We start from the raw sequence: 26,125 nt of genomic DNA, 5'->3' as shown, positions 1-26,125 counted from the left end.
TTATGACCCGTACTGAACTGGCACAACAGATTATCGATACCTGTCTGAAGATGAACGCAAGCGGGCTCAACCAGGGGACCTCCGGCAACGTCAGCGCCCGCTGGCAGGACGGAATGCTGATCACCCCGAGCGGTGTGCCCTATGAAAAACTGACCCCGGACAGCATTGTGTATATGGACAGTACCGGACAGGCCGAGGCGGATAAGATCCCGTCGAGTGAATGGCACTTTCACCTGAGCTGCTATCAGGCACGCCCTGAGCTGAATGCAGTAGTACATAATCACGCCCTGAATACGGCGGCGGTATCCATTCTCAATGAATCCATTCCGGCGATCCACTATATGGTCGCCGTCACCGGAACCGACCATGTCCCCTGTGTACCGTATGCCACTTTCGGTACGCATGAACTGGCCGGTATCGTTGCGGAAGGAATTAAAACCAGTAAGGCCCTGATTATGCAGCATCACGGTATGCTGGCAATGGAAATAAACCTGGAAAAAGCGCTGTGGCTGGCGCATGAGGTTGAAGTGCTCTCCGCGCTGTATCTGAAAGTCCGCGCCATCACGCCGGATGTGCCGGTACTGAGCACAGAAGAGATGCAGCGGGTTCTGGGAAAATTCAAAACTTACGGACTGAAAACCGGAAAATAGTGATTACCGGCGGCAGAAAACGGCGCAATGCGTCGTTTTTTGTCACCTTACGTAATTAATTATTTTAAATGATAATCATTTGCAATATAATAAAAACCTTAATGTATCTGTTATTTAAGGTTTTTATGAAAAAAGTCATTTGTTACGCTGCGTTTGCTTCTGCCGCTCTTCTCCTGTCCGGATGTGCCGCCACAAAAAAATCCCCGCAATTCAGCGAAAAAAGCATTGAAGAGTGCGGCCGCTATCTGCCGGACGGCATTGCTTACTATGTAACGATTGAAGGCGAAGTGGATTTAAACAAGCAGTTTAACGGTGATATTAATGTGACCGCATTACAGGACAGCGCACCCGCTGTTGCATTTAACCACGAGCTGATTCAGGCCGGTGCGGATAAATATATGGACTGTGCTATTCAGCTGCTGAATAACGGTAAGGGAGATACCCGCACACCGGAAGAAAAAGCGGCGGCAGAAAAACAGTAACCGGCGATATTGATGCTCTGGTGTAAAAAAACCCCCTTCAGGCGGTTTTTGCACTTATTTATCTGACAACAAATGTGCCGCAATCAGCGGATCAACAATTAAATCAGAAACATATCCGCCACGCAGTGCCCCGAGGGTGGCGGCGATATTTTGTTCACCGGTTGCGATAAAAATCCGCCGCGCAATGTTGCGCAGCTGCGGCAGACGGATACCCAGAATGCGGGCATCCGTATGCGTATCCAGCGGCTCACCCGCCTGATCATAAAAGCGCCCGCAGATAACCCCGACAGCGCCTTTGCGGTGAAAGTCTGTCATTTCCTCCGCCGTAATCACGCCGGCACGGATCAGCGGGTTCTCTTCCGTGACATTTCCGGCCACGAACAGCGCTTTGGTGCAGCGATCCAGCTGAGCAAAGTTTGCCTGAATGATAGGCTCACGGCGCAGTGCATCAGCCAGTTCCGCCGAGCTGACGATCGCAGGCACATGCAGATACGCACACTCACCGCCGAACTTTCCGGCGATCAGCGAAGACGATTCCACGGTGGTGAAATCCGGCTGCGACGGCACGGAGCCGAGCATCTGTAATACCGTCATATTGCGGATGATTTTCGGTGTCAGACACTTCGCCATATGGTGAATTGTCCGTCCCCAGGCCACGCCGAGCACATCCCCGTCTTCAATCACCTGACTGAGATACACCCCGGCCGCCTGTGCCATGTTTTCCCGGCGGCGGGCGGAATCTGCCGCCGCCTCCGCAACCGGGCTGTCCGGCACCACCAGCACATTGGTCAGATTGAACTTTTTTTTCAGTGACAACGCCATATCGATGCGGCTGTAACGCGCCATATCCAGGCTGATATGCACCACACCGTTTTCCCGGGCCGTCTGCAGGTATTTCACCACTGTCACGCGGGAAATCCCCATCACATCAGCCACTTCCGTCTGACTGAGACCGGACTGATAATAGAGCCATGCGGCCTGCAGAACCGGGTCATTACCGAACATCAGGCGTCCGGTCAGGCGGTTGTCACTGTTTGTCATGCTTCGCGCACCACGCTGCCCCAGAGATCATACTCATCGGCATGTTCAATATTCACCATCACAATATCCCCCGGCTGCACATCAAATTCACCGTTGAGATATACCATACCGTCGATTTCCGGCGCATCCGCCATACTGCGGCCGACAGCGCCCTCTTCGTCATCAACTTCATCAATGATCACCGGCAGTGTGCGGCCGATTTTTTCAGCCAGACGCTCTGCGGAGATCTGCTGCTGTAACTGCATAAAGCGGTGATAGCGCTCTTCTTTGATCTCTTCCGGCACCTGATCCGGTAATTCGTTGGCATGCGCCCCTTCCACCGGACTGTATTTAAAGCAGCCGACGCGATCCAGACGGGCTTCTGTCAGGAAGTCCAGCAGCATCTGAAAGTCTTCTTCGGTTTCACCCGGGAAGCCGACAATAAAGGTGGAACGCAGTGTCAGTTCCGGACAGATTTCGCGCCAGCGTTTGATGCGCTCCAGTGTGCGCTCAACGGCACCCGGGCGTTTCATCAGTTTCAGAATACGCGGGCTGGCATGCTGTAACGGAATATCCAGATACGGCAGGATTTTGCCTTCCGCCATCAGCGGGATCACATCATCCACATGCGGATACGGATACACGTAATGCAGACGTACCCACACACCGAGCTGAGATAACTGCTCACACAGACCGATCATGCTGGTTTTCACCGGCAAACCATCGCGGAAACCGGTGCGGTGTTTGATATCCGCGCCATAGGCAGAGGTATCCTGGGAGATCACCAGCAGCTCTTTCACACCGGCTTCAACCAGGCGCTGCGCTTCACTCAGCACCTCACCGACAGGACGGCTGTCCAGATCGCCGCGCATGGACGGGATAATGCAGAATGTGCAGCGGTGATTACAACCTTCAGAAATTTTCAGATACGCGTAATGGCGCGGTGTCAGTTTCACGCCCTGCTCCGGCACCAGGCTGGTGAACGGATCATGCGCCGGTTTCGGCACATATTTGCGGACATTCGCCAGCACCTGCTCATAGCTGTGCGGACCGGTGATTTCCAGCACCTTCGGGTGCACTTCACGGATCTGGTCTTCTTTCGCACCCAGACACCCGGTCACGATCACTTTACCGTTTTCCGCCAGTGCCTCGCCGATAGCTTCCAGGGACTCCTGCACAGCACTGTCAATGAAACCGCAGGTATTGACGATCACCACATCGGCATCATCATAGCTCGGCACAACCTGATAGCCGTCCGTGCGCAGTTCAGTCAGAATCCGCTCGGAATCCACCAGGTTTTTCGGGCAGCCTAAAGAAACGAAACCGACTTTCGGCACTGTGTTGGTATTTTGCGACATAAGCTCATTTACTCAAAAGAGCAGGATGCAGCAGGATATTTCCGGCTGCATCCCGCAGATATTAGTCATTATCGGAAAGGAAAGAGACAAATTTTAGCAAACAAACTCCCCTGACTGATAGCCTCCGGCGTAAAAAATCCCAGTGTCAGATAAAAAACCAGTGCAATTCGTGCAATCCCCCGGCGCTGTATTCTGCCGTTTACAGTGAATGTGATATACACGGCAGCTTTATCCTGCTGATCCGGTTATGCTTTCCTTGTCAGCATTTAATGTCATCGTTCTGAAAATTAAAAGCATCATTATTTGCGAGCCTGATATTGAAATGCTGCTGTTGTGCTTATCTCATTATTTTCCATAAGAAGGGTAATCACGGTATCTATGCAAAAATCAAAACGTAAAACGTGGATTTTTTATCTCATCCTGATCATTGTCCTTGCCGGCGGCGGCTATCTGTACCACATGCTGCAAAGCCCCGGGCTGCCTGAGGGCTTTGCTCAGAGCAACGGACGGATCGAGGCAACGGAAATTGATATCTCAACCAAAACCGCCGGACGCATCAGTACCATCAATGTCAGAGAGGGGGATTTTGTCCGCGCCGGGGATGTGCTGGCGCAGATGGATACCCGGACACTGGAGGCGCAGCTGAGTGAAGCTCAGGCACAGTACCGCCAGGCGGACAGTAATGTGATTTCCTCGCGCTCGGCACTGGCTCAGCGGAAAAGTGAGAAAGCCGCCGCAGAGGCGATGGTACGTCAGCGCACCGCAGAACTGACTGCCGCGCAGAAGCGTCTGACGCGTTCACAGGCACTGGTGAGAACCAACGCGGTATCTGTTCAGCAGGTGGATGATGACCTTGCTGTTGTCCAGGGTGCCCGTGCTGCCGTGGAAGCGGCGAAAGCTCAGGTGGCAGCGGCTTCTGCGGCGATTGATGCCGCACAGTCCGGTATTATCCAGGCACAGACCAAAGTGGATGCCGCTCTGGCGACACAACACCGGATTGAAGCGGATCTGGATGACAGTCAGCTGAAAGCCCCGCGCAACGGCCGTGTTCAGTATCGCGTTGCCGAACCGGGTGAAGTGCTCGGTGCCGGTGGCCGCGTGGTGAACATGGTCGATCTCAGCGATGTTTATATGACTTTCTTCCTGCCGACCGAACAGGCCGGACAGGCGGGCATCGGCAGTGATGTGCATATTATTCTTGATGCCGCCCCGGACCTGGTGATCCCGGCGAAAACCTCGTATGTCGCCAGTGTCGCGCAGTTTACCCCGAAAACGGTGGAAACGGATAATGAGCGCCAGAAACTGATGTTCCGCGTTCGTGCGCGTATCGCCCCCGAACTGCTGGAAAAACATCTGGAATATGTGAAAACCGGTCTGCCGGGACGCGCTTATATCCGGCTTGACCCGAAGCAGGACTGGCCGGCTGACCTGGAGGTGAAATTACCTCAATGACATCATCAAAACAGCATTCCGACACCGCAATCGTCACCCTGGAACAGGTTACGCATCATTACGGTGATGTGTGCGCCCTTGATGATATCACGCTGAACATCCCCGCCCGGCAGATGGTGGGGCTGATCGGGCCGGACGGTGTCGGGAAATCCACCCTGATTTCCCTGATTGCCGGTGCCCGTAAAGTGCAGCAGGGTAATGTGATTGTGCTGAGCGGTGATATCCGCGAAGAAGAGCACCGTCGCGCGGTGTGTCCGCGTATTGCTTATATGCCGCAGGGACTGGGGAAAAACCTGTATCACACCCTGTCGGTGTTTGAAAACGTGGATTTTTTCGGGCGGCTGTTCGGCCAGTCTGAGGAAGAACGCCGTCTGCGGATTGACGACCTCCTCGCCAGCACCGGGCTCGCCCCGTTCCGCGACCGCCCGGCGGGAAAACTCTCCGGCGGGATGAAGCAGAAACTCGGATTATGCTGTGCCCTGATCCATGACCCGGAACTATTGATCCTCGACGAACCAACCACCGGCGTTGACCCCCTCTCCCGCGCCCAGTTCTGGGAGCTTATCGACCGCATCCGCGAACGCCAGCAAAATATGAGTGTGCTGGTGGCGACAGCCTATATGGAAGAGGCGGAACGATTTGATCACCTGGTCGCAATGGACGACGGCAAAGTCCTGGCGACAGGACACGCCCGTGAACTGAAAGCGCAGACACAGACTAATGAGCTGGAAGCCGCCTTTATCGCTCTGCTGCCGGAAGAAAAACGCAAAGATCACAAAGCGGTGGTGATCCCGCCGCGCAAGGCGCAGGACAATGAAGAGATTGCTATCGAGGCACAGGATCTGACCATGCGCTTCGGCAGTTTCACCGCCGTTGACCACGTCAGTTTCCGCATCCCGAAAGGAGAGATCTTTGGTTTCCTCGGCTCCAACGGCTGCGGTAAATCCACCACCATGAAAATGCTCACCGGGCTGTTGCAGGCCACGGAAGGCAAGGCGTGGCTGTTTGGTCAGGAGGTCGATCCGAAAGATTTGAATACGCGGATGCGGGTCGGTTATATGTCGCAGGCGTTCTCCCTCTACAGTGAGCTGACGGTTTTACAGAACCTGGTGCTGCACGCCAAATTATTCCATGTGCCGGAAAACGAAATTGATGACCGCGTTGATGAAATGATGACGCGCTTTAAACTGACGGATGTTGCCGATGCCATGCCGGAGGGGTTACCGCTCGGGATACGCCAGCGTTTATCGCTGGCCGTGGCGGTTATTCACCGCCCGGAAATGCTGATCCTCGATGAGCCGACATCCGGCGTTGACCCGATTGCCCGCGATATGTTCTGGGATCTGATGGTGGATTTATCACGCAAAGACGGCGTGACGATTTTTATATCCACCCACTTTATGAATGAGGCCGCCCGCTGCGACCGCATGTCGCTGATGCACGCCGGGAAAGTACTGGTGACGGATACCCCGGAGAATCTGGTCGCCAACAGCCAATTTGACACCCTCGAAGCCGTCTTTATTGATTATCTGAAAAAAGCCTCGGGGATTGAGGATGATGCCCCGTCGCCGGAAGCACCGGAGCTGCCTGCCGACAGCGGCGAAGCTGCCGCCACCGCGCTGAAGCGCCGTTTCAGTCTGCGCCGTCTGTTCAGTTACAGTCTGCGTGAAGGGCTGGAGCTGCGCCGTGACCCGGTACGTCTGACACTGGCGCTGCTCGGCACCGTGATCCTGATGTTTATTATGGGCTACGGCATCAGTATGGATGTGGAAAATCTGCGTTTTGCTGTGCTCGACCGCGACCAGACCACCACCAGCCAGAACTATGTGCAGGATCTCTCCGGTTCACGCTACTTTATCGAACAGCCGCCGCTGCAAAATTATGACGATATGGAGCGCCGGATGCGTGCCGGAGAAATCGCGGTGGCGATTGAAATTCCGCCGGATTTTGCCCGTGATATCGCCAAAGGCCATGATGTGAAACTGGGTGTCTGGGTGGACGGTGCGATGCCGAACCGGGCAGAAACGGTGCGCGGTTATGTTCAGGCTATGCATCTCAACTGGCTGACCCGCATGGCGTCAAAACAGCCGGTGGCAAACCCGCTGCACTCTGCCATCGATATCGAAACCCGTTACCGTTATAACCCGGATGTGAAAAGTCTGCCTGCTATCGTTCCGGCGGTGATCCCGCTGCTGCTGATGATGATACCGGCAATGCTCAGCGCCCTGAGTGTGGTGCGGGAGAAAGAACTGGGGTCGATTATCAATCTTTATGTCACGCCGGTAACCAAAACGGAGTTTTTAATCGGCAAACAGGTACCTTATATCGTGCTGGGGATGTTTAACTTTTTCCTGCTCTGCGCCCTCTCCGTCTGGGTATTCGGAGTGCCGTTCAAGGGCAGTCTGCTGACGGTGACACTCGCCGCATTCTGCTATATCACCATTGCCACCAGCATGGGGCTGCTGATTTCCTGCTTTATGAAAAGCCAGATTGCCGCAATTTTCGGAACCGCGATTATCACTCTGATCCCGGCCACCCAATTTTCCGGCATGATTGACCCGGTTTCATCACTGGAAGGTATGGGTTACTGGATAGGACACATCTACCCGACCGCTCATTTCCTGACCATCACCCGGGGAACTTTCTCCAAAGGGCTGGGGCTTATCGATCTGTATCAGGCCTTTATTCCGCTGCTGATCACTATTCCGGTTGTTCTCGGGTGCAGCATCTTTTTCCTGAAAAAGCAGGAGGGATAACATGCGGACACTGAAGAATATTATCTATCTCGGCATGAAAGAGCTGCGCAGCCTGATTCGGGATAAAGCAATGCTGGCACTGATCGTGTTTGCATTCACGGTATCAATCTATTCCTCGGCGACGGTGACATCCGGTTCGCTGCATCTGGCACCGATTGCCATTGCGGACCAGGATCGCTCCCAGCTCAGTGAGCGTATTATCAACAGCTTTTACGAGCCCTATTTCCTGGCCCCGGCGGATATTGATATCAGTCAGATGGACGGCCTGATGGACAGCGGCACCTACACTTTCACCATGGATATTCCGCCAAATTTTCAGCGTGATGTGCTGGCCGGACGCCGCCCCGCCATTCAGCTGAACGTTGATGCCACCCGCATGAGTCAGGCGTTTCTCGGTAACAGTTATATTCAGAATATTGTCACCGGGGAGGTGAATACTTTTCTGGCTAAAAACCGGCAAAACACGGTGCTGCCGGTGGATCTGGATATCCGCGCCCGTTTTAACCCGAACCTGAATCAGATGTGGTTCGGGTCGGTGATGGCAATTATCAACAATATCACGATGCTGTCGATTGTCCTGACCGGGGCGGCACTGATCCGCGAGCGGGAGCACGGCACAATTGAGCATCTGCTGGTGATGCCGGTGACGCCGTTTGAGATCATGATGTCCAAAGTCTGGTCAATGGGACTGGTGGTACTGCTCGCCTCGCTCGGCTCGCTGCTGCTGATTGTCCGCTTTCTGCTGCAGGTGCCGATAGAGGGTTCAATTACGCTGTTTATGTGCGGGGTGGCGCTGAGTCTGTTTGCCACCACCTCCATCGGAATTTTTATGGGGACGCTCGCCCGTTCGATGCCGCAGTTCGGGCTGCTGATGATTATGGTGCTGCTGCCGCTGAATATGTTATCAGGCGGGATGACCTCGCGGGAAAGTATGCCGCAGTTTGTGCAGGATATTATGCAGACCATGCCGACGACACACTTTGTCAGCCTGGCACAGGCTATTCTCTACCGGGGCGCGGATTTCCTGATAGTCTGGCCGCAGTTTATTTATCTGATCATTATCGGCGGGGCATTTTTTGGTGCGGCTTTGCTGCGCTTCCGCAAAACCATCAGTGCGATGGCATAGCGGCGGGGTATTGCTGCCAACATTGAGTGCCGGCAAAGTGCAGCCGCCGCCGGAAAGAATAAAACCATCTTCTTTCAAACCCGGGCGGCGGGATAACCGGCAAAGGAAGAATTCCGGGGAACATACACCAGTATGTGACCCGGAATTCTGAGTGCGGCCAACACAGCCACAGACAGGAGGATGACGCGGATTAAGATTTGAGGAGACCGCGCACAACCACCTTGCTCGCCGGGGCGCTGCGATCCGTCGCCCGCCGTACTGCCATGTTAATGGCCTGCCAGGCAATTTCCTGTAAATCATGAGAAATGCACGGGAAATTGAATCCGTAAATATCGGCATGAGAGACTTCATCGATGCTGAACAGCGAGACATCTTTTTGCGGGATCAGATTGTGGCGGATACAGGCTTTGATAATCCCGAGTGAGATCTGGTTATTGCAGCCGACAAAATAATCCGGCGCGGGATGGTATTTCAGGTAATGGTCGGTGACTTTAAAGGCTTCATCCATCAGGAAGTCCGCATGCAGCACATTGACGCTGCTGACCTGGCCGTGCAGACCGGCCACCATGCCGGTTACGCGATCCTGGGCCACATTGGAATCTTCCGGGCCGGATACAATCACCACGTTATCCGCTTTTTGTGACAGCAGATAGCGCCCTGCCTGCAATCCGCAGTCGAGGTTATCGATGTAAACGCCGCTGCATGCCTTGGCATCCAACTCGCGGTCAACCAGGATCACCGGAATATTGAGCAGTTCCAGCTGTTTCATATACGCCGGGCGGTAAACCCGTTCGGCGGAGACAACGGACAGAATGATGGCATCCACGTTGTAACCAATCAGCTTATCAATGATACGCGCTTCATTTTCACGTGATTCATAAGAGTCAAACATCAGCGTGTCATACCCGGCGTTATAGGCTTCCAGGGTGATGCGCTTGGCCAGCCCGCCGAAAAACGGGTTGCTCATGTCAGGACTGACAATACCGATGGTACGGGAGGATTTCGCGCGCAGGCTGCGTGCCGCCGCATTCACCACATAACCGATTTTATCTGCGGCATCGAGAATACGCCTGAGAGTTTCCGGGTGAACCTTATCCGGCTGCGAAAATGCGCGGGATGCGGTGATCTTACTGACATTCGCAATAGCGGCCACATTTTCCAGTGTGACTTTCTGTGTCCGGGGTTCCGCCAATTTTCTCTCCTTAGCAGCAACGTATCATTTTATACCATTATAATATCATCTAAATCGATTCAGTCACGTGAAAAACACGCTTTTTATTACTTAAACCGACACTAACAACTTTTTAACACTCGAGTCTTTTTATCCGCGGATCGGTAAAAATGTCGTATTCATCGGTATTTTCTGTGGAGAACTCCGACACCACCGCGCCCTGCGGCCCGGCTTTAAACCAGTGACGGGTGTCCGGCATGATGGTGTACTGCTCTCCCGGGCGCAGCAGAATAAAGCGGTCACAGGTGTACCATTCCTCATCCCCCTGCGGCGGACGGCAAACCGGATTGCCCTGTGCATCCTGATTCAGCGTCAGCGCCGGATCATCCACAAACAGATACACCTCACCCCAGCGGCAGCGGAAGGTTTCCTGCTTGCCCGGCCGGTCTTTGTACGGCGGATGGCGGTGCTCCGGACAGGTCTGGTCAGCAAAGAGAACCAGCTCTTTGGCGCAGTACAGCGGGCTGTTGCAGTACGTGAGCAGTTGCAGGCCCGAGCGGGGATAATCCGGCAGATTAAAGTGAGCAATTTCAATATGCTGCTGTTCCGCTTCTGTCAGAATGATATGTGCCTGTTCCAGAACCGCCAGTGATTCCGCGATATACGGCTGTTTATTCATCTGCCTCTCTCCTGAATGATATCGTTATCATTATAGCCTTGTCACAGATAGCAAAGATGTGACCCGGAAGACCCTTTGCCGAATACTACATGAGTAGATCAGACTTTATTTAATAAAAGTTTAACCATCATCACATAATTATAATAAACATTGCTCTATTATCCGCATCATAGTAATGATATCGATATCATTTTAATGAAAGGAAATGATCATGAAGGCATTAGTATTAGAGAAAGCAGGGAAAATCGCCATTCAGGATTGGCAGAGTAATGAAGTACTTGGCGATGACGATGTTGAGATTAAAATCCACACCGTCGGTATCTGCGGCAGCGATGTTCACTATTATCAGCATGGCCGTATCGGGCCGTTCGTGGTTGAGGCACCGATGGTGCTGGGTCACGAAGCGTCCGGTGTGATCACCGCAGCCGGTAAAAATGTGAAGCACCTGAAAGTCGGCGATCGCGTGTGCATGGAACCGGGCATTCCGGATCTGCAGTCCCCGCAATCCCGTGCCGGTATCTATAACCTTGATCCTGCTGTTCGTTTCTGGGCGACCCCGCCAATCGACGGCTGCCTGCGTGAAAGCGTGATCCACCCTGCCGCCTTCACCTTTAAACTGCCTGATAACGTTTCCTTTGCCCAGGGCGCAATGGTTGAGCCGCTGGCAATCGGTATGCAGTCCGCGACCAAAGCCGGGATCAAACCGGGCGATATCGGTCTGGTTATCGGTGCCGGGACAATCGGTATCATTACCGCGCTGTGCGCACTGGCCGGCGGCTGTTCCGATGTCATCATCTGTGATGTGTTTGATGAAAAACTGAAGGTGGCTGAGAAATATCAGGGTCTGCACGCAGTAAACAGCAAAGACCAGCAGGCACTGGCGGATAAAGTCCGTGAGCTGACCGGCGGCGAAGGCGTGAACGTCCTGTTTGAGTGCAGCGGCGCGAAACCGGTTATTGCCTCCATCTCTGATCATATCGCCCCGGGCGGCACCGCAGTCCTCGTCGGCATGCCAATCGACCCGGCACCGCTGGATATCGTGGCGGCACAGGCGAAAGAAGTGACCTTCAAAACTATTTTCCGCTACGCCAATATGTATCCGCGCACCATCCGTCTGCTGAGCTCCGGCAAACTGAATGTGGCACCGCTGCTGTCCGCAACCTACAAGTTCAAAGACAGTGTCGAAGCCTATGAGCGTGCAGCCGAAGGCCGTGCGACTGATGTGAAAATTGTGCTGGAAATGGAGTAAACCATGACGCTCTATGCCGGTATTGACTGCGGAACACAAAGCACCAAGGTCATTATTGCCGATAACCGGACCGCGCGTATTCTGGGTGAGGGCTCAGCCCCTCACCCGATGATCAGCGAATCAGACGGAAGCCGTGAACAGGAAGCTGTCTGGTGGACTGATGCGCTGCAAACCGCGTTTGCTCAGGCGATTAAAAACGCCGGAATTGACGGGCGGGATATCCGCGCCCTCGCTGTTTCCGGCCAGCAGCACGGTTTTGTGCCGGTCAGTCATGACGGTACGGTACTTGCGCCTGCCAAACTGTGGTGTGATACCTCGACCAGTGCGGAGAATCAGTGGTTTATTGATGCACTGGGCGGTGAACAGGCCGCACTTGACCGTCTGGGTGTGTTACCGCAGACCGGCTATACCGTGTCAAAAATTATCCGCTTTAAACAGCAGCACCCGGAACTGTGGAAACAGCTGCGTTATGTGCTGCTGCCGCACGATTACCTGAATTTCTGGCTCACCGGGCAGGCCTGTGCCGAGTACGGCGATGCCTCCGGGACCGGGCTGCTCAATATCCGCAGCCGTGAGTGGGATCAGGCCGCTGCTGATCTTATCGATCCGGAAGGTCGTTTATGGCAGGCGCTGCCGCCGCTGGTGCGCGCAGAGCAAATCATCGGCACGGTTCGTCCGGAAATCGCAGATAAGCTCGGCATTTCTCCGGACACCCGTGTGGCATCCGGCGGCGGCGATAACATGATGGCCGCCATCGGCACCGGAAATATCCGTCCGGGCATCACCACCATGAGCCTGGGTACCTCCGGTACGCTGTTTACCTTTGCGGAACAACCGGTTGTGGCGGATTCCGCGATGATCGCCGGGTTCTGCTCCTCCAGCAATGGCTGGCTGCCACTAATTTGCACCATGAATGTCACCTCCGCCACCACCACGGTTCAGTCATTATTAGGTATGGATATTCAGGCATTTAATGATGCTCTGAACAGCAGTCAGCCCGGTGCGGGCGGTCTTATTATGCTGCCGTTCTTTAATGGTGAGCGCGTACCTCAGTTACCCGAAGCCCGCGCCAGCCTTCACAATATGGACGGCAGCAACCTGACTCCGCAGAACCTGAGCCTGGCCGTGGTGGAAAGTGCCACTTACGGGCTGCGCTTCGGTATTGATCTGTTCCGTCAGCAGGGAATTACCACCAGTGAGATCCGTCTGACCGGCGGCGGTGCCCGCAGCGTGAAATGGCGGCAGATTGTTGCGGATATCATGGCGGCACCAGTGGTGTGCGTCACCAACCAGGAAGCGGCAGCACTGGGTGCGGCGGTTCAGGCTATCTGGTGTGACACCCTCAGCGCAGACAGCGCACCGGAAGCACAGCTGGCCGCTCTCTGCGACCGCTTTGTGCAACTGGATGACAGCAGCCGTACACAGCCGGATCCGGCGAACGTGGCGGTTTATGAGTCCCTGTATCAGAACTACCTTGCTTTACTGACATCAGAATACCCGGAGGTCACCGTATGACAGCCACTGTCGCTGACAATGAGGAATTACTGCGGGTTGAAGGGGTACGCAAAGCCTTTGGTCAGGTTGTTGCACTGAAGAACGCGCAGTTTTCACTGAAGAGAGGTTCCATTCACGCCCTGTGCGGCGGGAATGGTGCCGGTAAATCCACGTTCCTGAGCATCCTGATGGGTTTTATCCGTCCGGATGCCGGTGAAATCTATGTCAAAGGCAAACGCTGTGAGTTTCATCAGCCGATCGAAGCCCTGCACGCCGGTATCGCCATTGTTCAGCAGGAGCTGAGTTCCATTCCTGACCTGACCGTGGCGGAAAATATCTGGCTGGGGCGTGAGCCGCGCCGTTTCGGGTTTGTCGATTTTAAACAGCTCAACCGGCAGACTACTGAATTGCTGACCGACCTGCATTTTGATATATCCCCGTCAGAAAAAATGCGCAACCTGAGTGTGGCGGAACAGCAACTGGTCGAAATCGCCAAAGCCCTCTCTCACGCGGATGCGGATATCATCATTATGGATGAACCGACCTCCGCCATCGGCGAGGAAGATGCGCAGAAGATTTTCGATGTCATCACCCGCCTGACGGAAAAAGGTAAAGGCATTATTTATGTCTCACACCGCCTGTCCGAGATTTTTCAGATAGCCGATACCTTCACCATTTTCCGTGACGGTACCTTTATCACCGACGGCCCGCTGGCGGATATCACCCGCGAGAAGCTGATTGAGCTGATTATCGGCCGTGAAATCAAAGATGAGTTCGCCAAATTTAACGAGCCGACAGATGAAACCATTATGGAAGTCCGGGAACTGTCCCGTGATGACCAGGTGCAGGACATCAGCCTGACGCTGAAAAAAGGCGAAATCCTGGGAATTTACGGGCTGGTCGGTTCCGGCCGTTCTGAGTTCCTCGACCTGATTTTCGGCATCGAACACGCCGATAAAGGCACCATAAAAATTGGTGACCGCTTCCTCGACAAACACACACCGAAAGATTCCATTAATGCCGGGATCGCCTATGTCACTGAAGACCGCAAAGATACCGGGCTGATGCTGGGCCGCTCCATCAATGAAAATATCAATATCGCCTCATTTGGTGCCATCAGTACCGGCGGCTTTATTCATGACCGCAAAGAGCGTGCCCGTGCAGACGACATGATCACACTGTTCAATGTCAAAACCCCGGATGCGGATCAGCTGGTCGGGAACCTCAGCGGCGGTAACCAGCAGAAAGTGGTTCTCGGGCGCTGGGCGCTAATCGAGCCGGATGTGATGCTGCTCGATGAGCCGACACGCGGCGTGGATGTCGGTGCCAAGAAAGAAATTTATAAGTTTATGTCTGAGTTCGCCTTACAGGGCAAAGGCATTGTGATGGTCTCTTCTGAGCTGTCGGAGATTATCGGGATGAGTGACAGGATTATTGTTTTCCGTGACGGACGGATCGCCGGAGAGCTGACCGCCGCCACTGCCACCCAGACTGATTTAATGAAACTTGCGGTGTGATCTCACCCGCCAACGTATGCATGAATAAAGAGAAGTGACCATGACTACAACAAATACTGCACCCGCACCAGGGGTCTCATTTATCGCCCGTAACAAGAAAAACATGCACAAATACGGCATCATTCTGGCGTTCTTTGTGCTGTGTCTGATTGTGGCGGTTGTCGGTGAAGTTCAGGTCGCCCGCGGCGAATGGACCAATAACTATTTTCTGAGTCAGGACAACATGCTGATTATCCTGCGTCAGATTTCCATCAACGGTATTCTCGCCATCGGGATGACCTTCGTCATCATCACCGCCGGTGTTGACCTCTCTGTCGGTTCGGTGCTGGCACTGAGCGGGATTGTGGCGGCGCGTTTTGCCACCAGCAACACCGGCCTGGCTATCGGTGATACCGCGAATGCCGTGATGATCCCGATGATTATCGCACTCGGCATCGGTATCATTTGTGGTCTGCTCAACGGGACTATCCTGGCGAAATTCAACCTTCAGCCGTTTATCGTCACCATGGGGATGCTGTCTGCGGCACGCGGTCTGACTCTGCTGACCACTGACGGTAACCCGGTTTCCCAGCTCAACAGTGATTTCCGCTGGCTGGGTAACGGCTATATCCTGGATATCCCGGTACCGGTGGTGATCCTGGCGGTTATCTTTATTCTGGCCTGGATTTTACTCAATAAAACCACCTTCGGCCGTTATGTGTATGCCGTCGGCGGCAACCCGAAAAGCGCCAGAACCTCCGGTATCAGCGTGATTAAAATTAAAGTGCTGGTTTATACCCTGTGTGGCGCGTTAGCCGGTATTGCCGGGCTGATTCTGACTGCCCGTACCGGGTCAGCACAGACCAGTGCAGGCAGCGCCTACGAGCTGGATGCAATCGCTGCGGTGGTTATCGGCGGTACCAGTATGGCCGGTGGTGTGGGGACGTTAGTCGGCACCCTGTTCGGCGTGTTAATTATCGGTGTGATGAATAACGGTCTCGACCTGCTGGGCGTGCAGTCGTATTACCAGCAGATTATCAAAGGCGCATTAATTGTTATCGCCGTACTTTTGGATCCGTCACGTAAGCAACGCCGTGACTGATGGCAGCACCACGCGGATTCTTTCAGTCTGCCACAGGCTGAAGGATGAAGCGTAAAAAAGACGAAAACAGCAAAAAACAAAAGCAAAACTACCCTACACAATGAAGGAATGACCATGAAAAAACTGACCAAAATCGCTGCACTGACAGCCCTGATGATGGGCGGACAGGCATTTGCGGCACAGGACAATCCGGTGAAAATTGCCGTTCTGATGTACGGCATGAAAGCTGAATTTGTCCAGTTAATGGAAAAATCCGCAAAAGAGCATCCGGCTGTGAAAAACGGTGAAGCGATCATCACAGTTTATGATGGCCGTTATGATCCGATGGTTCAGAACAACCAGGCGGAAACCGCAATCCAGACCAAAGCCGACGCTATCATCATCAACCCGATGGATTATGAAGCGAATATCGACGTGGTCACCATGGCAAATGACGCCAAAATCCCGGTTATCGTCACCAACGCCCGTCTGAACACCGACAAAATGACCGCAGAAGTGGTGTCTGATGACGTCCTCGGCGGTTATATGGAAGCCAAAGCGGTTCTGGAAAAAATGAACTGCGAAGGTAACGTGGTTATTATCGAAGGGCCGAAAGGCGGCAGCGGTGAAATTCAGCGCGGCGAAGGTAATGACAAAGCGATCGCGGAATGTGGTCCGGGTAAAGTGAAAGTGCTGGAGCGCAAAACGGCTAACTGGTCACGCGCGGAAGCGATGCCGCTGATGGAAAACTGGTTACAGAAACACCGTGGTAAAATCGGTGGTGTTATTGCACAGAACGACGAAATGGCACTGGGTGCGATTGAAGCAATCAAATCTGCCGGTCTGAATGTGAATGATTTCTCCATTGCCGGTGTTGATGGCGTGTCTGATGCTATCCGCTCTGTTCAGGAAGGCGAAATGGTCTCCATCCTCCAGGACGCAAATGCACAGATGCAGGGTTCTATCGACCTGGCGATGAAAGCGGTCAAAGGTGACAAATATGAGCCGCAGTCCAAAATCTGGGTTCAGTATGCTGACCAGCTGAAATGGAATGACGGTAAAGACAAACGTTACGCGATTCCGTGGACTCAGGTCACCAAAGAAAACGCGCAGCAGTTACTGGACGCCCGTAAATAAATACACTCCCGCCGTCTTCTTATGAAGGCGGCGTTTTTTTATCCGCAACTTCCCCTGTTCAGGCGGTTTTATACACAATTCAAAAAAGTCATGTCCGGAAAGCGCTATAAACCGCTGAATATCCCGTAACGCCGCCCGCACCCTGCCCTGAACCTGAAACCGTCACTCCGCCTGTACCGCCGGAGCTCCCGGCTCAGCCGCACCGTCCGCCGGGAGAGGAGCTGCACCCCGTCAGATTACACTTCATAGGCCCGGTGCTGATTTTCATTATGCTGCTGTTATTTGTGGTTTATATACTGTATTTACAGTAAATGGCCGGCACCGGTTACATACGGAATACCGAGTATTTCCATCGCCAGTGCATTCCACGCACGGCAGCTGCGGCTCTGATACCCGCCGCGCACACCGGCCAGCGCCAGATCGTAGGAGAGCACCGGATCGGTTACCGGGAGCAGCACCAGACCATCCGCCGTGCGTTCACGCCACATGCTGTCCGGCAGCAGTGTGATCCCCACCCCCGCCCTGACCATCGCCAGGATCAGATCGAGGTGATTGCTCCGTCCTGCCACCACCGGTTCCGTGCTGTAAATCCCGCACGCACTGCGCACCAGGTCGTTTATCCGGAATGCTTCGGAGAAAAACACAAACGGCTCGCGGATAATCTCCGCAAAGCTTACCTGTTTTTTTGCCGCCAGCGGGTGCTGATGATTCACCAGCAGCATCAGCCGGTCGGTGGCAAAGCGGTGCAGATCAAACAGCTGCTCATCAAACGGCAGCATCACCGCAGCGGTTTCCACCGTACCGTCGGTCATCGCTTCGGCCATCTGTTTCGTGCCCAGTTCAAAAATCTTCAGTTCCACCTGCGGATGGCGGGACGTAAACGCCATGATAATCCCGGCAAACCAGGTCGAGGCGATAACCGGCGGTAATCCCACATTCAGTGTGCCGGTCAGCGGGCCGGATTTATCCTGTAATGCTTTGTTCATACACTGAAACTGCACCAGAATCCGTCGCGCGTGCTCATACAGAATCGCCCCTTCATCGGTCAGCGTCACCCCGCCGGTATCACGGACCAGTAACGGAAATCCCAGTTCATGCTCCAGCTTCTGAATACTGCGGCTGATGGCGGGTTGCGTGACAAACAACGCCTCTGCCGCCCGGCTGAATCCTTTGTACTGAACCACCTCTGTAAAGTAGCGGAGTGCGCGTATATCCATGTTTTTGCTGCCCTATAACAAAAAGTTATCACACTGATGATTATATACCATTTCCATTTATACCGCAGAACCACTAGAAATGATCGTCATAACACGTGGTTCGTTCTGAATAAACGGTGTGATCGGAGAAGATAACAATGACAAAAAGTGTAATTGAGCATGTTTTAAGCCGTCTGGCAGATTTAGGCATCACCGATATTTTCGGTGTCGCGGGGGATTTTGCATTCCCCATTGAAGATGCGGTCTGCGACGGTAACACACAGCGCTGGATTGGTAACTGTAACGAACTGAACGCCGCCTATGCTGCAGATGGCTACGCGCGTATCAAGGGCGCCGCGGCGCTTTCCACCACGTTCGGCGTGGGTGAATTAAGCGCGATCAACGGTATTGCCGGTTCGTATGCGGAAAACCTGCCGGTTTTTCATCTGGTCGGCATGCCTGCCAGTGGTGTGCAGAAGAGTGGCCGCCTGGTGCATCACACCCTGGGCGATGGTAATTTCAGCCTGTTCTGTGAACTGGGGCAGCGCCTTTCCTGTGCCTACGCCATAATGACCCCGGAGAACTGTGTGGCGGAGACGGAACGCCTGATTGCTGCCGCGCTGCGCGAGCGCCGTCCGGTCTATATGGGCTTCCCGTTTGATTACGCGACACAGCCGGTTCAGATGCCGGAACACCTTACCGCACCGGCACAACCGGTCAGTGACAAAACCGCGCTCACTGAAGCGGTTGCCGCGATCAGAGCAAAACTCGCGGACAGCCCGTCCGCCTGTATCCTGCCGGGCATGCTGGCCGCACGTTCCGGACTGATTGATGACGTACAGGCGCTGATCCACCGGACCGGGCTGCCTTACGCCACCATGTTTATGGATAAAGCCATCATCAGTGAGTCCGACCCGCATTACGCCGGGATGTATAACGGTCAGCTGATGAATCCGCAGGTCAGGGAGTTTGTTGAAAACAGTGACTGCGTGCTGGGTATCGGAGCGGTGATGACGGACTTTAACACCGGCAGTTTTACCGCTGATATCGCCCCGGAAAAGCTGATCAGCATTATGGCGGATCATGTCCGGGTCGGCGCAAAAACCTGGCAGAATGTGTATATGCGCGATCTGCTGCCTGCCCTGACCGCCGGACTTCCGCACCGGGAATGCCATATTCCGGCAGCCACCGGGCTCGGTAAACCGGTGGCTGACGCTTCCGGTAATATTACCCCGCCGTATCTGTATCCGCGTTTTGAGCAATTGTTCAGAAAAGACGACATTATCATCGCCGAAACCGGCACCGTTTCTATGGGACTTGGCTTTGCACTGCTGCCGGATGGGGCGCAATTCCATAACCAGACGTTATGGGGATCAATCGGCTGGGCAACACCTGCGGCCGTTGGAGCCGCCATCGCCGCGCCTGATCGCAGAGTGATTCTGATTACCGGGGAAGGCTCACACCAGCTGACCGCCCAGGAAATCAGTCAGTTTGGCCGTTTTGGTCTGAAACCGCTTATTTTCGTGCTGAATAATGACGGCTATCTCATTGAGCGCCTGCTGTGCAAAGACCCGGAAGCCGTTTATAACGATCTGGCGCAGTGGCGTTACGCGCAACTGCCGCAGGCGCTGGGATGCGATAACTGGTATTGCCGCCGCGTCACCACCTGCACAGAGCTGGATGAGGCAATCCGGGAAGCGGAAACCGGTGACCGTGCCGCGTATATTGAAATCATCACAGAGCGCTATGCCGCATCCGATCTGGCAAAAAAACTCGGTGAATCAGTGGCAACACTGTACTCGTTTTAACTCACCGGTGATCCGGATGCAGCCCCGGCGGCATCCGGATATTAAAACCCGTTTTTCTCATATAATGCGTTGCCGGTATTCAGGATATATCAGCGGATATCTGATTCCGGATAGTTTCTGTACATAACTTCTTTAATTTCCCGGTCTCCGTCAAAACAAAAACCGAGCCGGTGATCGAACCAGGAATAATAGTAACAATTGTCGCCCGGGGATATCTGATAACGGTTTCCGTAGGCTTTAATCATATCCTGATATGAATCCCCTGCCGCAATTCCCCGTCTGGTTTTATAACGATTGTTTTTGAAGGTTATTTCCGAAATATACTTATCCCGTCCCCCAGTCCGTTTTTCAATAATCACATTGGTACCGGCGACGGTAATTATCGTATCACCGGTATCATAACGCCATAATTCAAACTCACGGATAAAATCATGCAGCGGTGCTACAGAGACCTTTTTCTTCTGCTGTTCCAGCCAGCGGGAAACCGTATTATCACTCAGTGGTTTTCCCAGTAAATCCGCCTCGCCGTCATCCGATGACCAAATGAAATCCTGATAATTAAGGTCATTATTTTGTTCATCCGATTTTTCCAGCAGTGACAGTTTTATCCAGCCCTCAACCACTCTGTTTTTGCTGTTAATATAATTCACATAGGCGAAATCACCCTGTTTGCGGTACTGCAAAACATGGTCACCACGGATAATAAAGCGATCTGTTTTACATTGCTCGTCCGGCTGATAACCTCTTCATCAAGGTTATCATTTACACCGTCTGATATATAAACAGAAACCACCGGATCCGGATAGCCCCCCCCAGTGTCCGTCCGTTTTTACTATAACCGATAAATACGGTTTCAGGCTCCTGAGAATAATATTTCAGGATATCACTGCGCAGCTGACTTACCGGCTCTCCGGGACGGAGTATCATCTTACCGGTCATCAGCTGATAATCCTCATCCGGCAACGGATTATCCGTTTTCTTTTTCGGCTTGCGGTTTACGTAATCCACCTCTTCCGCAAGCGGGGATATTCTGAGGTTAGTTTCCGTCAGCTGGGATAATTACAGCCAGCCGTCAATCAGCTCACCTTCGGTATTAATATAACCGCCAAACAGATAATCTCCGGCGATCTGATAACCGATAACGGAATCACCTTTAATCAGAAAACTATTTTTACTTTTACAGCGGCTGTCCGGTGCGGAATAAAAATAGGCACGACCGGGAGACGATACCGGAAAATATGACGTTCACTCCCTGCACTCTGATTTCCGGCACGACGGGCAATATTCTGACATTCATCTGATACTGCCGGTGAAATTAACGGATAAAATAACAGCAGGACAGATAATAGTATTTTTACCATTCACACGGATACCGGGAAATAAACATAATAAACTTATAGCTTATTATCTCTTTTATTTCCGCAGTATCCGTACTGTTTTACACTCTTTTTTTGTTATCCCTTCACCAGAATCACTTCTGTGCCAATCCGGCGCAGCCCGGTCAGGCTCGCTTCAGGAATACCGTCATCAGTAATAATGGTATCAATACGCTGAGTATCGATTATTTTGTGCAGACTGGAACTGTTAAATTTACTGGAATCCGTCACCACCACAATATGTCCGGCCACTTCACACATCCGCCGGTTAAGCCTTGCCTCATCTTCATTATGTGTGCTGATGCCGCGCTCCAGATCAATCGCATCCACCCCGAGAAACAGCATATCAAAGTGATAATTCTGCAATGACTGCTCCGCCTGATCGCCATAAAAAGAGAGCGACTGGCGCCGCAGCTGACCACCGGTCATCAGCAGCTCCACGCCCGGTGCTTCCAGGAGGGCATTCGCCACATTCATGCCGTTGGTCATCACAATCGTATCCTGATGGTGACGCAGCTGGCGGGCAATCTCATACGTCGTGGTACCGGAGTCCAGGATCACACGCAGCCCCGGCCGGATAAGGTCGGCGGCTACCGCCGCAATATTGCGTTTGATAGTGGTGTGGCGGGTACTTTTATCTTCCAGTGACGGCTCGCTGACCGGTGAAACCCCCTCACAAATCAGTGCGCCGCCATAGGCACGCACCGCGATCCCCTGTTTTTCGAGGAAAGCGAGGTCATTGCGGATAGTCACTGTGGAAACATGAAACTGCTGCGACAGCTCATTCACCTGAACACTGCCGTGGGTGCGCAAAAGCTGGATGATATGCTCACGCCGCCCGCTCGTTCCCATCACCCGGTTATCCGTCCCGGCATCCGGACTGTTCATGATTTTATCCTTACATTCATTTGAAAAATCTTTCGTTTCATTTCGTTTGGCATATTAACGCTTTTCTTTGTCCGGAATGCAAGCCCATAAAAAGGGTGAACACCGGATGACTCAGGAATTAATCCTTTCATTATATTTCTTTTGTGATGAAGATCCGGATTTCATAACCTTTCATTTTGTTTTCTTTTTCCTGTATAGCAGTATGTTATTCAGACATCGAAACAAAAACAAACCAAATCCGGCTGTAAGGAGAGGAAAGTGAAACTTTTAACTGATATCGTTGCCCGTCACAAACGGGGTGAGAAAACAGGGATTTATGCTGTCTGTTCCGCCCATCCGTATGTTCTGAAAGCAGCGGTATGTTTTGCCCGTGAACAACAAACGCCGTTACTGGTTGAAGCAACCTCCAATCAGGTGGATCAGTTCGGCGGTTATACCGGCATGACCCCGGCGGACTTCCGTGATTTTATGTGGAAGCTGGCCGATGAACATCACTTTCCCCGTGAAAATCTGATCCTCGGCGGCGACCACCTCGGGCCGAACCGCTGGCAGAATGAACCGGCTGAAGACGCCATGACAAAAGCCGATGAGCTGATCCGCACTTATGTTGCCGCCGGGTTCAAAAAGATTCACCTTGACTGCAGTATGTCCTGTGCCGGTGATCCGGTGCCGCTGACGGATGAAATCGTCGCACAGCGCGCTGCCCGCCTGGCGGTGATTGCCGAGGAAACCTGTGAAAAACATTTCGGCATCCGCGACCTGGTGTATGTGATTGGTACAGAAGTGCCGGTGCCGGGTGGCGCTCACGAAGAGCTGAATGAGCTGGCGGTCACCACACCGCAGGCCGCATCTGCCACTATCGCCGCACATCAGGACGCATTTGCGCGGCATCAGCTCACGGATATCTGGCCGCGCATTACCGGGCTGGTGGTACAGCCGGGGGTGGAATTTGATCATAATAATGTTATTGATTACCGTCCGGAAAAAGCCCGTGCCCTGAGTGAGATGGTCACACATCATGACCATCTGGTGTACGAGGCGCACTCCACGGATTACCAGACCCCGCATGCACTCAGTCAATTAGTTGACGATCACTTTGCGATTCTGAAAGTCGGTCCCGGTCTGACCTTCGCCCTGCGTGAAGCGCTGTATGCCCTCGCCGGGATTGAAGATGAGCTGGTTGCTCCGGCGGCACGTTCCGGGCTGCGTCAGGTGCTGGAAGATGTCATGCTGAAACAACCGGGCTACTGGCAGAGTTATTACACCGGTGATGAGCAGACCCGCCGCCTTGCCCGCAGCTACAGCTATTCCGATCGCATCCGCTATTACTGGCCGGATGAGACCATCAGCGCGGCAGTGACCCGTCTGCTGGAAAACCTGACAGAAACGGCGATCCCGCTGCCGCTGATCAGCCAGTATCTGCCGTTACAGTATCCGCTGGTACGTGCCGGAACGATTTCCGCCGCACCGGAAGAATTAATCATCGCACACATTCAGACTGTGCTGCGTCACTATCACGATGCCTGTAAAACCATGCCTGCCGATAAGAGCGAGAAACAGCCATGCCAAATATTGTGTTAAGTCGTATTGATGAACGGTTAATCCACGGACAGGTTGGTGTCCAGTGGGTGGGATTTGCCGGTGCCAATCTGGTGCTGGTCGCCAATGATGAGGTGGCGGAAGATCCGCTGCAGCAGAACCTGATGGAAATGGTGCTGACGGAAGGGATTGCCGTGCGTTTCTGGCCGCTGCAGAAGGTGATCGACAATATTCATAAAGCTGCTGACCGCCAGAAAATTCTGCTGGTCTGCAAAACCCCGGCAGATTTTCTGACTCTGGTGAAAGGCGGCGTTCCGGTGGAACGCATTAACGTCGGCAATATTCACTATACCGAAGGCAAGCGTCAGATTGCCAAAACTGTGTCTGTGGATGAGGCGGATATCGCCGCATTCCGCGGACTTAACGAGGCCGGTGTCGCCTGTTATATCCAGGGCGTACCGACAGAACCGGCGCAGGATCTGTTTAAACTGCTCTGAGGATACATGTATGGAAATCAGTCTGTTACAAGCTATCGCTCTCGGGCTGGTAGCCTTTATTGCCGGATTGGATCTGTTTAACGGGCTCACCCACATTCACCGTCCGGTGGTGCTGGGGCCGGTGGTTGGTCTGATCCTCGGTGATCTCAATACCGGGATCCTGACCGGCGGGACACTGGAACTGGTCTGGATGGGACTCGCGCCGCTGGCCGGGGCCCAGCCGCCGAACGTGATTATCGGTACCATTGTCGGGACTGCCTTTGCTATCTCCACCGGGGTCAAACCGGAAGTGGCGGTCGGCGTTGCGGTGCCGTTTGCCGTGGCAGTGCAGATGGGGATCACCTTCCTGTTCTCGGTCATGTCCGGTGTGATGTCGCGCTGTGACAAAATGGCTGCCAATGCGGATACCCGGGGGATTGAGCGCATCAACTACCTCGCACTGCTGGCGCTCGGTACGTTCTATTTTCTCTGTGCCTTCCTGCCGATCTATTTCGGGGCGGATCACGCCAAAACCCTGATTGATGTACTCCCTGCCCGCTTAATTGACGGACTGGGTGTCGCGGGCGGCATTATGCCTGCCATCGGGTTTGCCGTTCTGCTGAAAATCATGATGAAAAATGCCTACATTCCTTATTTCATTCTGGGATTTGTCGGCGCCGCCTGGCTTCAGCTGCCGGTTCTGGCAATCGCCGCCGCCGCACTGGCGATGGCAATGATCGATTTTGTCCGCAAACCGGCAGAAAGCGAACCGGCACAACCGTCACACGAGGAATTTGAAGATGGCATCTGAAAAAAATCATTCATCTGCCGCAGAAGCGGAAACCTTACTGCCGGCAGACTGTAACCAGAACGTGTATGAAGATCAGAGCACCGGCGCGGAACTGACCCGCAAAGATATCAACCGGGTCGCGTGGCGCTCCCTGCTGTTACAGGCCTCCTTTAACTATGAACGGATGCAGGCGGCGGGCTGGCTGTACGGTCTGCTGCCCGCACTGAAAAAAATCCACACCAATCCGCGTGATCTGGCGCGCTCCATGAAAGGCCATATGGGATTCTTCAATACCCACCCTTTCCTGGTGACCTTTGTTATCGGCATCATCCTGGCAATGGAACGCTCCAAGCAGGATGTAAACAGCATCCAGAGCACCAAAATTGCGGTGGGTGCGCCGCTGGGCGGGATCGGCGACGCCATGTTCTGGCTGACCCTGCTGCCTATCTGCGGCGGTATCGGTGCCAGCCTCGCATTGCAGGGCTCGATTCTCGGTGCTGTGGTGTTCCTGGTGATGTTTAACGTTGTCCATTTCGGACTGCGTTTCGGCCTGGCGCACTATGCTTACCGGATGGGGGTTGCCGCCATTCCGCTTATCAAAGCCAATACCAAAAAAGTCGGCCATGCGGCCTCGATTGTCGGGATGACCGTGATCGGCGCGCTGGTGGCCACTTATGTACGGCTCTCAACCACACTGGAAATCACCGCCGGTGATGCGGTGGTGAAATTACAGAGTGATGTGATTGATAAGCTGATGCCTGCTTTCCTGCCGCTGGTATACACCCTGTCAATGTTCTGGCTGGTACGACGTGGCTGGAGCCCGCTGCGCCTGATTGTACTGACCGTGGCGCTGGGTATTATCGGTAAATTCGCCCATTTCCTGTGATAAAAGGAGTAACTG

23 protein-coding genes are annotated in these 26,125 nt (G+C 53.6%); 15 read left to right on the top strand and 8 right to left on the bottom strand.

Annotated features, from left to right (window positions below; genetic code table 11):
- Positions 1-2: 2 nt before the first annotated feature.
- Together ACSBQN_RS02010 and ACSBQN_RS02005 are read left to right on the top strand one after the other, a co-directional pair.
- On the top strand, positions 3-650 hold the full coding sequence (locus tag ACSBQN_RS02010) for an L-fuculose-phosphate aldolase (protein ID WP_024474803.1): 648 nt from the start codon (positions 3-5) through the stop codon (positions 648-650).
- Between the two features lie 125 nt (positions 651-775).
- Positions 776-1,132, top strand: a complete 357-nt coding sequence (locus tag ACSBQN_RS02005; protein WP_071233362.1) for a hypothetical protein — start codon at positions 776-778, stop codon at positions 1,130-1,132.
- 54 nt (positions 1,133-1,186) lie between these two features.
- Here ACSBQN_RS02005 and ACSBQN_RS02000 read toward each other — a convergent pair whose 3' ends face one another.
- Together ACSBQN_RS02000 and rimO are read right to left on the bottom strand one after the other, a co-directional pair.
- Positions 1,187-2,173 (bottom strand): sugar-binding transcriptional regulator, encoded by a 987-nt coding sequence (locus ACSBQN_RS02000; RefSeq protein WP_024474801.1) that lies wholly within the window; start codon positions 2,171-2,173, stop codon positions 1,187-1,189.
- The gene (rimO, locus tag ACSBQN_RS01995) at positions 2,170-3,510 is read right to left on the bottom strand and encodes a 30S ribosomal protein S12 methylthiotransferase RimO (protein ID WP_024474800.1); all 1,341 of its coding nucleotides are present in this window, start codon (positions 3,508-3,510) and stop codon (positions 2,170-2,172) included. Before rimO ends, ACSBQN_RS02000 begins: the two co-directional genes overlap by 4 nt.
- A 378-nt stretch (positions 3,511-3,888) precedes the next feature.
- On the opposite strand from rimO, the gene ACSBQN_RS01990 reads away from it, so the two are divergent.
- Genes ACSBQN_RS01990 through ACSBQN_RS01980 form a run of 3 tightly spaced genes read left to right on the top strand, consistent with a single transcriptional unit; the run spans position 3,889 to position 8,844 of the window.
- Positions 3,889-4,962, top strand: a complete 1,074-nt coding sequence (locus ACSBQN_RS01990; RefSeq protein WP_036406341.1) for an HlyD family secretion protein — start codon at positions 3,889-3,891, stop codon at positions 4,960-4,962.
- A complete protein-coding gene (rbbA, locus tag ACSBQN_RS01985) occupies positions 4,959-7,718 on the top strand; it encodes a ribosome-associated ATPase/putative transporter RbbA (protein ID WP_337137076.1) in 2,760 nt (919 codons plus the stop codon). The genes ACSBQN_RS01990 and rbbA overlap by 4 nt, the downstream gene beginning before the upstream one ends.
- Position 7,719: 1 nt before the next feature.
- Entirely contained in the window at positions 7,720-8,844 is a 1,125-nt protein-coding gene (locus ACSBQN_RS01980) for an ABC transporter permease (RefSeq protein WP_337137077.1), read from the top strand.
- Positions 8,845-9,034: 190 nt separating this feature from the next.
- Here the strand turns inward: ACSBQN_RS01980 and ACSBQN_RS01975 are convergent, their stop codons facing one another.
- Together ACSBQN_RS01975 and ACSBQN_RS01970 are read right to left on the bottom strand one after the other, a co-directional pair.
- A complete protein-coding gene (locus ACSBQN_RS01975) occupies positions 9,035-10,036 on the bottom strand; it encodes a LacI family DNA-binding transcriptional regulator (protein WP_004237729.1) in 1,002 nt (333 codons plus the stop codon).
- A gap of 112 nt (positions 10,037-10,148) precedes the next feature.
- Positions 10,149-10,694 (bottom strand): D-lyxose/D-mannose family sugar isomerase, encoded by a 546-nt coding sequence (locus tag ACSBQN_RS01970; RefSeq protein ID WP_004237728.1) that lies wholly within the window; start codon positions 10,692-10,694, stop codon positions 10,149-10,151.
- A gap of 211 nt (positions 10,695-10,905) precedes the next feature.
- Between ACSBQN_RS01970 and ACSBQN_RS01965 the strand changes: the two genes are divergently transcribed.
- The 5 genes from ACSBQN_RS01965 (at position 10,906) to ACSBQN_RS01945 (ending at position 17,151) form a co-directional block, all read left to right on the top strand.
- Positions 10,906-11,943: an NAD(P)-dependent alcohol dehydrogenase gene (locus ACSBQN_RS01965; RefSeq protein WP_015422928.1), complete on the top strand. Its 1,038-nt coding sequence runs from the start codon at positions 10,906-10,908 to the stop codon at positions 11,941-11,943.
- Positions 11,944-11,946: 3 nt separating this feature from the next.
- Entirely contained in the window at positions 11,947-13,458 is a 1,512-nt protein-coding gene (gene xylB / locus ACSBQN_RS01960; RefSeq protein ID WP_024474797.1) for a xylulokinase, read from the top strand.
- Positions 13,455-14,954: a sugar ABC transporter ATP-binding protein gene (locus tag ACSBQN_RS01955; protein WP_024474796.1), complete on the top strand. Its 1,500-nt coding sequence runs from the start codon at positions 13,455-13,457 to the stop codon at positions 14,952-14,954. The genes xylB and ACSBQN_RS01955 overlap by 4 nt, the downstream gene beginning before the upstream one ends.
- Before the next feature lie 40 nt (positions 14,955-14,994).
- A complete protein-coding gene (locus ACSBQN_RS01950; RefSeq protein WP_004237724.1) occupies positions 14,995-16,035 on the top strand; it encodes an ABC transporter permease in 1,041 nt (346 codons plus the stop codon).
- Positions 16,036-16,188: 153 nt separating this feature from the next.
- On the top strand, positions 16,189-17,151 hold the full coding sequence (locus ACSBQN_RS01945; protein WP_223302461.1) for a substrate-binding domain-containing protein: 963 nt from the start codon (positions 16,189-16,191) through the stop codon (positions 17,149-17,151).
- A gap of 302 nt (positions 17,152-17,453) precedes the next feature.
- Here ACSBQN_RS01945 and ACSBQN_RS01940 read toward each other — a convergent pair whose 3' ends face one another.
- Entirely contained in the window at positions 17,454-18,368 is a 915-nt protein-coding gene (locus ACSBQN_RS01940) for a LysR family transcriptional regulator (RefSeq protein WP_024474795.1), read from the bottom strand.
- A 137-nt stretch (positions 18,369-18,505) separates the two neighbouring features.
- Between ACSBQN_RS01940 and ACSBQN_RS01935 the strand changes: the two genes are divergently transcribed.
- Positions 18,506-20,155, top strand: coding sequence for an alpha-keto acid decarboxylase family protein (locus tag ACSBQN_RS01935; protein WP_036406347.1), 1,650 nt, complete (start codon positions 18,506-18,508; stop codon positions 20,153-20,155).
- An 89-nt stretch (positions 20,156-20,244) separates the two neighbouring features.
- On the opposite strand, the gene ACSBQN_RS01930 is transcribed toward ACSBQN_RS01935, so the two are convergent.
- The 3 genes from ACSBQN_RS01930 to ACSBQN_RS01920 form a co-directional block, all read right to left on the bottom strand.
- Positions 20,245-20,805 carry a hypothetical protein gene (locus ACSBQN_RS01930; RefSeq protein WP_354633181.1) on the bottom strand — a complete coding sequence of 187 codons (561 nt, stop codon included), beginning with the start codon at positions 20,803-20,805 and terminating at the stop codon, positions 20,245-20,247.
- 112 nt (positions 20,806-20,917) lie between these two features.
- The gene (locus ACSBQN_RS01925) at positions 20,918-21,163 is read right to left on the bottom strand and encodes a hypothetical protein (protein ID WP_354633179.1); all 246 of its coding nucleotides are present in this window, start codon (positions 21,161-21,163) and stop codon (positions 20,918-20,920) included.
- A gap of 446 nt (positions 21,164-21,609) precedes the next feature.
- A complete protein-coding gene (locus ACSBQN_RS01920) occupies positions 21,610-22,419 on the bottom strand; it encodes a DeoR family transcriptional regulator (RefSeq protein ID WP_015422932.1) in 810 nt (269 codons plus the stop codon).
- Positions 22,420-22,677: 258 nt separating this feature from the next.
- On the opposite strand from ACSBQN_RS01920, the gene kbaZ reads away from it, so the two are divergent.
- Genes kbaZ through agaE form a run of 4 tightly spaced genes read left to right on the top strand, consistent with a single transcriptional unit; the run spans position 22,678 to position 26,110 of the window.
- The gene (gene kbaZ / locus ACSBQN_RS01915; protein ID WP_024474790.1) at positions 22,678-24,000 is read left to right on the top strand and encodes a tagatose-bisphosphate aldolase subunit KbaZ; all 1,323 of its coding nucleotides are present in this window, start codon (positions 22,678-22,680) and stop codon (positions 23,998-24,000) included.
- A complete protein-coding gene (gene agaV / locus ACSBQN_RS01910) occupies positions 23,982-24,455 on the top strand; it encodes a PTS N-acetylgalactosamine transporter subunit IIB (protein WP_004237714.1) in 474 nt (157 codons plus the stop codon). The genes kbaZ and agaV overlap by 19 nt, the downstream gene beginning before the upstream one ends.
- Before the next feature lie 10 nt (positions 24,456-24,465).
- Positions 24,466-25,245 carry a PTS N-acetylgalactosamine transporter subunit IIC gene (agaW, locus tag ACSBQN_RS01905; protein WP_004237713.1) on the top strand — a complete coding sequence of 260 codons (780 nt, stop codon included), beginning with the start codon at positions 24,466-24,468 and terminating at the stop codon, positions 25,243-25,245.
- Positions 25,235-26,110, top strand: coding sequence for a PTS N-acetylgalactosamine transporter subunit IID (gene agaE, locus ACSBQN_RS01900; protein ID WP_004237712.1), 876 nt, complete (start codon positions 25,235-25,237; stop codon positions 26,108-26,110). The genes agaW and agaE overlap by 11 nt, the downstream gene beginning before the upstream one ends.
- The last annotated feature ends 15 nt before the right edge of the window (positions 26,111-26,125 follow it).

The organism is Morganella sp. B601 (assembly GCF_051172335.1).
GTDB lineage: Bacteria > Pseudomonadota > Gammaproteobacteria > Enterobacterales > Enterobacteriaceae > Morganella > Morganella morganii.
This window is presented reverse-complemented; position numbering and strand designations above follow the sequence as displayed.